The following is a 9,991-nucleotide window of genomic DNA, read 5'->3' on the forward strand; positions in this document are numbered from 1 at the left end:
CATGCTTACTCGAGTGCTGGTCGCCAATCGCGGCGAGATCGCCCGGCGGGTGTTCGCCACCTGCCGTCGGCTGGGCCTGGGCACCGTCGCCGTCTACACCGATCCGGATGCGGCTGCCCCGCATGTCGCGGAAGCGGACGCCCGGGTGCGGCTGGTGCAGACCAACGATTACCTCAACGCCGAGGCGATCATCAACGCCGCCCGTGCCGCAGGCGCCGACGCTATCCATCCTGGTTACGGCTTTCTCTCGGAGAACGCCGAATTCGCCGCGGCGGTCCAACAGGCGGGTTTGACCTGGATCGGGCCGCCAGTGGATGCGGTGCGCGCGATGGGCTCCAAGATCGAGTCCAAGAAGATGATGGCGTCGGCCGGGGTGCCGGTGCTCGAGGAGCTCGACCCCGAAACCGTCACCGAGGCGCAGCTGCCGGTGCTGGTCAAGGCATCCGCCGGAGGCGGCGGACGGGGCATGCGGGTGGTGCGGGAGTTGTCGGCGTTGTCCGGCGAAGTCGAGGCGGCCCAACGCGAAGCGCAATCGGCGTTCGGCGACCCTACGGTGTTCTGCGAGCGCTACCTGCCCACCGGTCACCACATCGAGGTGCAGGTCATGGCCGACACCCATGGCACGGTCTGGGCTGTCGGGGAACGGGAATGCTCCATTCAGCGCCGCCACCAGAAGGTGATCGAAGAGGCGCCGTCGCCGTTGGTCGAGCGGACTCCCGGAATGCGCACCAAACTGTTCGAGGCCGCCCGCCTGGCCGCCGCCGCGATCGGCTACACCGGCGCCGGTACGGTCGAGTTCCTCGCCGACGACAACGGCGAATTCTTCTTCCTGGAAATGAACACCCGGCTGCAGGTCGAGCACCCGGTAACCGAGGAAACCACCGGTCTGGACCTGGTCGAATTGCAGATCGAAGTCGCCGGCGGCGGCCGGCTCAGCGCGGAACCTCCGGCGGCGCAGGGTCATTCGATCGAAGTGCGGCTCTACGCCGAGGACCCCGCGCACGGCTGGCAGCCGCAGGCCGGCACGGTCCACCGGATTCACGTGCCCGGGGTGCGCACCGAGTTCAGCACGCTGGAGCACCGGACCGGGATCCGGCTGGATTCCGGCATCGTCGACGGCTCGGCGGTGTCGATCTTCTATGACCCGATGCTGGCCAAGGTCATCTCCTACGCACCGACTCGCCGGCAGTCGGCGCTGGTGCTCGCCGACGCGTTGGCCCGCGCGCAGGTGCACGGCCTGCGCACCAACCGCGAACTGCTGGTGAACGTGCTACGCCACCCGGCCTTCCTCGACGGCGCCACGGACACAGCGTTTTTCGAAACGCACGGCCTCACCGAACTCTCGGCACCGCTTGCCGACGCCGCCACGGTGCGGCTTTCGGCGATCGCGGCCGCACTGGCCGACGCCGCACACAACCGCGCCACCGCACGAATCCTGCGCGGGGTCCCCAGCGGCTGGCGAAACCTGCCATCGGGATTCCAGACCAAGACCTACCGCGACGACGCGGACACCGAACAGAACGTCCAATACCGTTTCACCAGAACAGCTCTGGCGTTGCCGGACGATCCAGCCGTGCAACTGGTCTCGGCATCGCCGAATGAAGTGGTGCTCGCCGAGAACGGGGTGGCGTTCAGCTTCGCGGTGGCACGCTTCGGTGACGACATCTACGTCGACTCGGCGCGCGGACCCGTGCACCTGGTCGCGTTGCCCCGCTTCCCCGAACCGGGCTCGGCCGTCGAGCAGGGGTCGCTGGTGGCGCCCATGCCGGGCAACGTCATCCGGATCGGCGCCGAGGAGGGCGCCACCGTCACCGCCGGCCAGCCGCTGATCTGGCTGGAGGCGATGAAAATGGAGCACACCATCACCGCGCCCACGGATGGCGTGCTCGCGGAGATCAATGTCAAGACCGGCCAACAAGTTGAAGTAGGTGCAATCCTCGCCAGAGTGGAAGCGCCTGAAGCAGAAGGAGATCCGTCATGAGCGACACCAGCTTCATCGAGAGCGAGGACCGTCAGGCGCTGCGCAAGGCGGTCGCCGAGTGGGCGTCCAACTACGGCGCCGAGTACTACCTCAAGAAGGCGCGCGCCCAGGAGCACACCGACGAATTGTGGGCTGAGGCAGGCAAACTCGGCTTCCTCGGGGTGAACCTTCCCGAAGAGTACGGGGGCGGCGGCGCCGGCATGTACGAGCTCTCGCTGGTAATGGAGGAGATGGCGGCGGCGGGTAGCGCGCTGCTGCTGATGGTGGTGTCCCCGGCCATCAACGGAACCATCATCAGCAAGTTCGGCACCGAGGAGCAGAAGAAGCGCTGGATCCCCGGTATCGCCGACGGCACCTTGACGATGGCGTTCGCCATCACCGAGCCGGACGCGGGATCGAACTCGCACAAGATCACCACCACCGCGCGCCGCGACGGCAGCGACTGGCTGCTCAAGGGCCAGAAGGTGTACATCTCCGGCATCGACCAGGCCCAGGCGGTGCTGGTGGTGGCGCGCACCGAGGAAGCCAAGACCGGCAAGCTGCGTCCCGCGTTGTTCGTGGTGCCCACCGACGCGCCGGGCTTCACCTACACGCCGATCGAGATGGAATTGATCAGCCCCGAGCGCCAGTTCCAGGTGTTCATGGACGACGTGCGGCTGCCGTCGGACGCGCTGGTGGGCGCGGAGGACGCCGCCATCGCCCAGCTGTTCGCCGGGCTGAACCCCGAACGGATCATGGGCGCGGCCAGCGCCGTCGGGATGGGCCGGTTCGCCCTCGGCAAGGCCGTCGAATACGTCAAGACACGCCAGGTCTGGGGAACGCCGATCGGCGCGCACCAGGGCTTGTCGCACCCGCTGGCGCAGTGCCACATCGAGGTGCAGCTGGCCAAGCTGATGATGCAGAAGGCCGCGACGCTCTACGACCACGGCGACGACGGGGGCGCGGCCGAGGCCGCGAACATGGCCAAGTACGCGGCGGGCGAGGCGTCGACCCGCGCCGTCGATCAGGCCGTGCAATCGATGGGCGGTAACGGACTGACCAAGGAATACGGCGTGGCGGCAATGCTGACCGCGTCGCGGTTGGCCCGGATCGCGCCGATCAGTCGCGAGATGGTGCTGAACTTCGTGTCCCAGACGTCGCTGGGCCTGCCCCGAAGCTACTGATGGACACCCTCGTCGAATACGCGGGTCCCGCCGAGACCGGCGGCCCGCTGGCCCGCCTGACGCTGAATTCCCCGCACAACCGCAACGCGCTGTCGACCACCCTGGTGAATCAACTGCACCAGGGTTTGCGGGACGCCGCGGCGGACCCGGCGGTGCGGGTCGTGGTGCTGGGCCACACCGGCGGCACCTTCTGTGCGGGCGCGGACCTGAGTGAGGCGGGTGGGGGTGATCCCTTTGACTTGGCGGTGGCGCGGGCGCGGGAGATGACCGCGCTGCTGCGCGCCATCGTCGAGTCGCCGCGCCCGGTGATCGGTGCCATCAACGGGCACGTACGGGCCGGCGGCTTCGGCCTCATCGGCGCCTGCGACATGGTCGTGGCGGGACCGCGCAGCACGTTTGCCTTGACCGAGGCTCGCATCGGCGTCGCGCCGGCGATCATCTCGCTGACGTTGCTGCCGAAGCTGTCGCCGCGCGCGGCGGCACGCTATTACCTCACCGGCGAAACGTTCGGCGCCAGCGAAGCCGCCGAAATCGGTTTGGTGACCCTGGCCGCCGAGGACGTGGATGCCGCGGTGGCCGCTCTGGTCGCCGACGTCGGTCGGGGGTCGCCGCAGGGCCTGGCGGCGTCCAAGGCGCTGACCACCGCCGCGATCCTGGCCGGCTTCGACCGCGATGCGGAGCGGCTCACCGAGGAGTCGGCACGGCTGTTCGTTTCAAGCGAAGCCCGCGAAGGCATGCTGGCTTTCCTGCAGAAACGGCCTCCGAGCTGGGTTTCCTCTTCGTGAGGCGACCGCGCGACAGGCGTTGGCCCGGCGCGAACGTTGCAGTTTAGCCAACACCCCTTGCAGCAAAATCTTGAAGTCGTAAGCTCGCGGGTGAGATGACCAACCCAGCCCAGCGTGACGTAGAAACCGCGCGCGCCGCCCGGTCGCGCGCGGAGGACACTGATCGCATCCAGATTGCGCAGTTGCTGGCGTACGCGGCCGAGCAGGGCCGCCTGCAGCTCAACGAGTACGAAGATCGGCTAACCAAGGCCTACGCAGCGACCACGTACCAGGAGCTCGACCAGCTGCGTGCCGATTTGCCCGGCGCAGCCGTGAGCCCGCGCCGCGGGGGCCAGTGCAATCCGGCGCCGTCCACGTTGCTGCTGGCCATCATGAGCGGGTTCGAGCGCCGCGGCCGGTGGAACGTGCCGAAGAAGCTGACCACGTTCACGCTGTGGGGCAACGGCGTGGTGGATCTGCGTTACGCCGACTTCACCTCGACGCAGGTCGAAATTCACGCGTACTCGATCATGGGCGCGCAAACGATCCTGCTGCCGCCGGAGGTCAACGTCGAGATCGAGGGGCGCGGCGTGATGGGCAACTTCGACCACGCGGTCGTCGGTGATGGTTCGCCGGGCGCACCCCAGGTCAAGATCCGCGGATTCTCCCTGTGGGGCGGCGTCGGCATCAAGCGCAAGCCCCGCAAGCCGCGCAAGTAATCAACACGGGCCGCTCCGAGTGAGTGGCCCGGCGTTTTCTGGGGTGCCACACTTCCGCCGAACATTGGCATCGGCGAAAGCGGGTCGCTGTGGCGCGAGAGTTGCGAGCGAACCCCGACGTGCTGTCCCACGTCGGTAACCAATTGGCGGACCACGGGCAGTCGCTGCTGGCGGTGCAGCAACTCTGCCACGACGACGTCGGCGGCGCGCAACGCGGTTGGGTCGGCTCGTCGGCGGCGGCGTTGACGGGATTGCTGGATCGGTGGGCCGCCGCCGGTGCGAGCCACCTCAACAGCATTGCTGAATATGCCGGTGGCATGCGGACCGCCGCCGCCGAGTGCGCCGAGCTTGACCAGCGCAACGCCGCATCGCTGCGATGACCCTGACAATGACTCTTACGGTGACCGATATCGAACATTGGGATCCCGAGGCCGTCAGGGCCGTATTCGATGCCGCGATCAGACGCGCACACGGAACCCGCACGGCGTCGGCAGCCATCACCGAGTTGATGCGGCTGACGCCTTTCGGAGGTGATGCCGCCGAGGCAGCGCACGCAGCCGGCGCCCGCACCACCGGAATGCTGGACGATCATGCCGAGGCCTGCGAGGCGGTCGCGCGGGCGGCCGAACAGGCGGCGGATGAGATCGCCGCCATCAAGCAGCGGCTCAAGGACATTCGCGGCCTCGCGCGAGAAGCCCACCTGGTGATCGACGAAGCGGCCGGTGCTGCACTGCCGCCGTCCACCCTGTCCGCCTTCTCCCCCGCTGACCAGCAACGGATCCTCGACGACGCGGTGCGGCTCACCGAACGGCTACGACAGCTGTTGTCCGACGCCGAAGTCGCGGACGAAGATCTCGCCGCCGCGATCCGCGCCAGCGACGGCGACCTTCCCGTTGATCGGGTCGATGCACAACTCAGTCATCAACCACCGAAGATGGCAGCCCTGTTGCCCGTGCTGGAGTCGGGTGGGACCCCCGACCAGGTCAGCGCGTGGTGGCACGCGCTGACCCCGGCCCAGCAGGACCGCGCCAAACAATGGGCGCCCGAGACCGTCCGCAACCTCGACGGCATCCCGGTCGCGGTCCGCAGCCAGCTCAATACCGTTGCACCACAAGGTGAAATCGACCGCCTCAAGCAAGGCTGGATCGGCGCCTACGGCTGGCGCACCGACCCCGACAAGTTAGCGGATCTGCAGGCACTGCAGCAGGCACTGGTGACAACCCCGGGCACCAGCCTGATCCTGCTCGACGCCACGAGTAATCCGCGAAAAGTGCTGGCGGCGGTGGGTGTTGGTGATGTCGATAACGCCGAACGCGTCGGCGTCACGGTCGGCGGGCTCAACACCCGGGTCAGCACCAGCGTCGGGGCCATGGTGAATCAGGCTGCCGCACAACGTAACAAAGCCTGTGAACTCCGCGTTGCGGCGGGCCGGACGAGAGCCGATGCGGTGGCATCCATTGCGTGGCTGGGTTACGACGCACCCGACAGCTTGCGCGACGTGATACACGACTGGCAGGCACGTGATGCCGCGGGGCCACTGAACACCTTCTTCAAGGGATTGGCGGCCGCTGGCAATACCGCCGAACCGCCACACATCACCGCATTCGGACATTCCTACGGTTCGCTGACCACCAGCCTGGCGCTGCAGGGCGGGGCACCGGTGAGCGACGTCGTCCTCTACGGTTCGCCGGGCGCCGAACTCGCCGACGCGTCGCAGCTCGGGGTGGCGCCCGGCCACGCCTACTATCTGATCGGAGTCGATGACGTGGTCGCGGAGTTTCTTTCCGAATTCGACGCGTTCGGTCCCGCCCTTCAGGACGTGCCCGGCATGACGGCGCTGTCCAGCCTTGACGGTTACGCGTTCGGCGAACGGAACGGCGACGGGGCATTTCACGAACGCGCGTACGGCCATTCAGATTACGCCCGCCTGGGCAGCAACGGAGAGCTGCGGATGAGCGGCTACAACATGGCCGCGGTGCTCGCCGGCCTGCCGCAAGACCTGATCCGGCCCGGCGTGGTCGCGCCCGGCCGGCCGCCGTGCGGCGCCGGCGGGTAGAGCCGTCAGCCGGGCACGAGATCCGTGGGCAGCGTCGGGGTCAGAATGTAACCGGTCGGAAGGTCCCCGTAGACCGTCATGTCGTCCGGCCGCCGGGTGGCGTAGAGCGCAATGTAGGCGCACAGCACGGCGTCGATCGGATCCTCCGCCCTGTCCAGATCGACCGGTCGCGCCGCCCGCTCAACGGTTTGACGCAGCCGCAGCCATTCCGCGCTGGCCGTAACCCGCATGGGCGGTGCCCGGTTCGCGAGACTTTCGATCAATCCGATCAGCTGGAGCATCGCCGATTTGCGGTCCTCGAGGGATCTGCCCTTGCGCCGCTTGTATTTCAGCGTCCGGCCCAGCCGGAACAGTGCCACCGCCGCCGCGTGCGGATAAACCTCAGCAGCTCGGCGCTGCGCGGGTGACTGCGAATCCACTTCCAGCCCAAGGGATTCGGCGATGCGAGCAGCGCGGGGAGCGTCCCGGAACGGCGCGAGTCCCAGATGGGCGGGATAGGCGCCGGCATCAAAGGGCCGGAAGTCCCGATTCAGTGCCCGTTCGGCGGCGCGCATTCCTGCCGGGTTGACCACCACCAACGGCGCGTCGATCCCGACGAAGCACGAGCCCTTCACGAACGGTGATACCGCCGAGAGGATCTCGTCGTCGGTTACTGCGGAGGCCAGGAATACCAGCTCACCATCGGCACTGGCCACGGCGATGCCGGTGCGGTTACGCATGCCCCAGGCCAGGTCCAGCCCAATGAAGTACACGGCCTGCGGACCTAGCACGAGCAGACGCAAAAGGCCCCGACACGCCGTGCGTGCGGGGACTTTTGCGTCTGCTCGGCGTAGCTAACGGCGGCGTCGGGATCGCAGGTAGTCACCCACCACGGCGGCGCCCAGCCCGTCGAGATCGGGCACCACAACGCGGCCCTCGACGCGGCGGGCGATCTTGTCGAGGAATCGCGCCAGGCCGGGGTCGCTACCCAACCGGAAGATGGTGATCTGCGCACCCAGGCGAGCCATCTCGTCGAAACCCTTGACGGTGAAGGAGATGGTCCTCGGGTGCGGCGGGTAGTCGAAGAAGACCGACGTGCCGTCACCGTCGAAGTCCTCCAGGTGCGCGGTCGGCTCGCCGTCGGTCACCACCAGCACGACCGGTTGGGCGTTGGGATGCCGACGCAGGTGGCGCCCGGCCAGGGCGAGCGCGTGGTGCAGATTGGTGCCCTGCTCGTACACACCCTCGAGCCCGGTCAGCTCGGCCGCCGAGACGGTACGTGCATAGCGGCCAAAGGCGATGATCTGCAGCGCATCTGACCGGAACCGGGTGCACACCAGGTGATTGAGCGCCAGCGCCGTGCGCTTCATCGGCAACCACCGGTTCTCCATCACCATCGAAAACGAGGTGTCGACCAGCAGCGCGACCGCGGCCTGGGTGCGGGTCTCGGTCTCGGAGACCTCGACGTCGTCGACGGTGATTTTAAAAGACGGCCGCGTCCCGTCGAAGATGCGCGTGCCTGATTGGCGCAGCACGGCGTTGGTCAGCGTGCGGGAGATGTTCCACGGCTCGGTGTCACCGAACTGCCAGGGCCGGGTCGCGCCGGTCAGCTCACCGGCCGCACCGGCCCGCCGGTGGTCGCGCTCCCCGTGCCGACCCGAAAGCTGTTGTGCCACATCACGCAAAGCCGTCTCCCCAAGACGGCGCATGGCCTTCGGCGACAACCGCCACTGACCGTCCGAACCGCGATCCAGGAAGCCCTGATTGACCAGCGCCCGTTCGAGTTCGGCAAGCGTACGGGCGTCGACCGCCGCCTCGTCACCGAGCTGGCGGGCCAGCGCGTCAAGGTCCACGTCGTCCATGCTGGCGCCGGGGTATGCCTGGGACAACTGGTCGGCCAACTGCTCCAGCTCACCGATATCGGCCAGCGCCTGCGCTCCCTCGCCCATGCCCAGCGGGTTCTCACCGGAGAAGCGCTGCTCGCCGGTCCAGTCTTCACCGGGACGGGCAGCCTGCAGGTGAGCGTCGAGCCTGTTGAGCGCCTGCATCAGCGATGGTGATCCAAAGGCCTGTTGCGCCAACGCATCCAGCTCGTCGCGCTGCTCCTGGCTGAGGCTGTTGCGGAACCGCTGTGCGGCGGCGGCCCGCTTGGCCAGCGAGTCCAGCAGCTCCTCGACGTTTTGCGGGTTCTCGGGGAAGAACTCGCCGTGCTTGTTCATGAAGTCCTGGAAATCCTGCTGGGTGTCCTCGCCGCGAGAGTGCTTGTCCAACAGATTGTTCAGGTCGTCCAGCATGTCGTTGACGCGCTGACGGTCCTCGTCGGTGGCGCCCTCGAGCGCCTGCTTCATGCCGGCGAAGCGTTGGTCCAGCATCTCCCGGCCGAGCAGGTCCTTGATCTGCTCGTACTTCTGGCGGGCCTCGTTGCTGCGCCAGTCGTATTCGGAGAGTTCCTGGACCGCCTTGGCGGGCGACTGCGGCAACGCCTCCAGCTGCAGCTCGGAGAAACGGGCGTCATCGTCGAGCGCGCGCGCCAATTCCTTGCGCTCGGCCAGCACGGCCTCGTCGAGCAGCTTCTTGATTTCCTGCAGGGTGCCGTCCAAGTTGTTGCGCCGCAGCAGGTCTCGCCGCTTCTTATTGGCCTCGGCGGCCAGCCGGTCGGCGCCGCGCATGTTCTCGGTACCCCGTCGCAGCAGCTCGGACAACGCGCGGCGCGGCGAGGTGCCGGCCATGACGTCCTGCCCGATCTGTTCGAGGGCCTCACGCAGATCCACCGGCGGAGCCAGCGGGTCGGGCCCGCCGGTATACGCCGAGTATCGCGATGAGTGCCCTCTATTGGCCATAAACCGTCTGCCCTTCACCGGAGACCTTGTCCACGCGCTTGGCCAAGTACAACGCCTCCAGGGCCAATTCCAATGCCGCGGCCCGCTCCCCTTCGGATTCGGCGCCCAGTCTCGCCGCGATCTTCTCCACCACCGGCAAGCCCGGCACCGCGGCCAGCACATCCTTGGCCGACACCCGTTCACCCGTCGTCACCGCGGAACCACTCTCGACGGCGGACACCAGCGTGCCGACGTCGATGCCGCCCAGCACGCGCGAGGCGGTGTCGGCGGTGGCGCGGCGCAGCAGATGCTCCAGCACGGCCTGCTCGCGGCCCTCCTCGCCGGACTCGAATTCCAGCTTGCCGCGCAACACGTCGATGATGGTGCCCAGGTCGACCACCCGGGCGACCGGGTCGGTCTCGCCCAGGATCGCGCCGCGGTGCCGGGCCGCCGCGGCGACCGTCTCGGCCGCGGCGATCGCGAACCGCGCCGACACACCGGAGCGCTGGT

At 67.9% G+C, this 9,991-nt stretch carries 8 protein-coding genes and 1 pseudogene; 6 read left to right on the forward strand and 3 right to left on the reverse strand.

Annotation, left to right across the window (positions count from 1 at the left end; translation table 11 throughout):
• Window position 1: 1 nt before the first annotated feature.
• From A9X01_RS03015 to A9X01_RS28730, 6 genes are all read left to right on the forward strand, one after another.
• Complete coding sequence (locus tag A9X01_RS03015; RefSeq protein WP_065119224.1) at window positions 2–1,981, forward strand: ATP-binding protein; 1,980 nt, start codon at window positions 2–4, stop codon at window positions 1,979–1,981.
• Window positions 1,978–3,144 carry an acyl-CoA dehydrogenase family protein gene (locus tag A9X01_RS03020; protein ID WP_036364360.1) on the forward strand — a complete coding sequence of 389 codons (1,167 nt, stop codon included), beginning with the start codon at window positions 1,978–1,980 and terminating at the stop codon, window positions 3,142–3,144. Before A9X01_RS03015 ends, A9X01_RS03020 begins: the two co-directional genes overlap by 4 nt.
• Window positions 3,144–3,929: an enoyl-CoA hydratase family protein gene (locus tag A9X01_RS03025; RefSeq protein ID WP_065119225.1), complete on the forward strand. Its 786-nt coding sequence runs from the start codon at window positions 3,144–3,146 to the stop codon at window positions 3,927–3,929. Before A9X01_RS03020 ends, A9X01_RS03025 begins: the two co-directional genes overlap by 1 nt.
• 95 nt (window positions 3,930–4,024) lie before the next feature.
• Window positions 4,025–4,627 (forward strand): DUF1707 SHOCT-like domain-containing protein, encoded by a 603-nt coding sequence (locus A9X01_RS03030; protein ID WP_065119226.1) that lies wholly within the window; start codon window positions 4,025–4,027, stop codon window positions 4,625–4,627.
• A gap of 89 nt (window positions 4,628–4,716) precedes the next feature.
• On the forward strand, window positions 4,717–5,007 hold the full coding sequence (locus tag A9X01_RS03035) for a WXG100 family type VII secretion target (RefSeq protein ID WP_253848898.1): 291 nt from the start codon (window positions 4,717–4,719) through the stop codon (window positions 5,005–5,007).
• Window positions 5,008–5,027: 20 nt separating this feature from the next.
• The gene (locus A9X01_RS28730) at window positions 5,028–6,683 is read left to right on the forward strand and encodes an alpha/beta hydrolase (protein WP_253848899.1); all 1,656 of its coding nucleotides are present in this window, start codon (window positions 5,028–5,030) and stop codon (window positions 6,681–6,683) included.
• A gap of 5 nt (window positions 6,684–6,688) precedes the next feature.
• Here A9X01_RS28730 and A9X01_RS03045 read toward each other — a convergent pair whose 3' ends face one another.
• From A9X01_RS03045 to A9X01_RS03055, 3 genes and pseudogenes are all read right to left on the reverse strand, one after another.
• Window positions 6,689–7,453: a DUF429 domain-containing protein gene (locus A9X01_RS03045; protein ID WP_253848901.1), complete on the reverse strand. Its 765-nt coding sequence runs from the start codon at window positions 7,451–7,453 to the stop codon at window positions 6,689–6,691.
• 63 nt (window positions 7,454–7,516) lie between these two features.
• Window positions 7,517–9,502: a vWA domain-containing protein gene (locus tag A9X01_RS03050; protein WP_065119228.1), complete on the reverse strand. Its 1,986-nt coding sequence runs from the start codon at window positions 9,500–9,502 to the stop codon at window positions 7,517–7,519.
• Window positions 9,492–9,991 (reverse strand): annotated as a pseudogene (locus A9X01_RS03055) (magnesium chelatase); the annotation flags it as partial. The pseudogene A9X01_RS03055 and the gene A9X01_RS03050, both read right to left, overlap by 11 nt.

This window comes from Mycobacterium asiaticum, from assembly GCF_001668675.1.
Taxonomy (GTDB): domain Bacteria; phylum Actinomycetota; class Actinomycetes; order Mycobacteriales; family Mycobacteriaceae; genus Mycobacterium; species Mycobacterium asiaticum_D.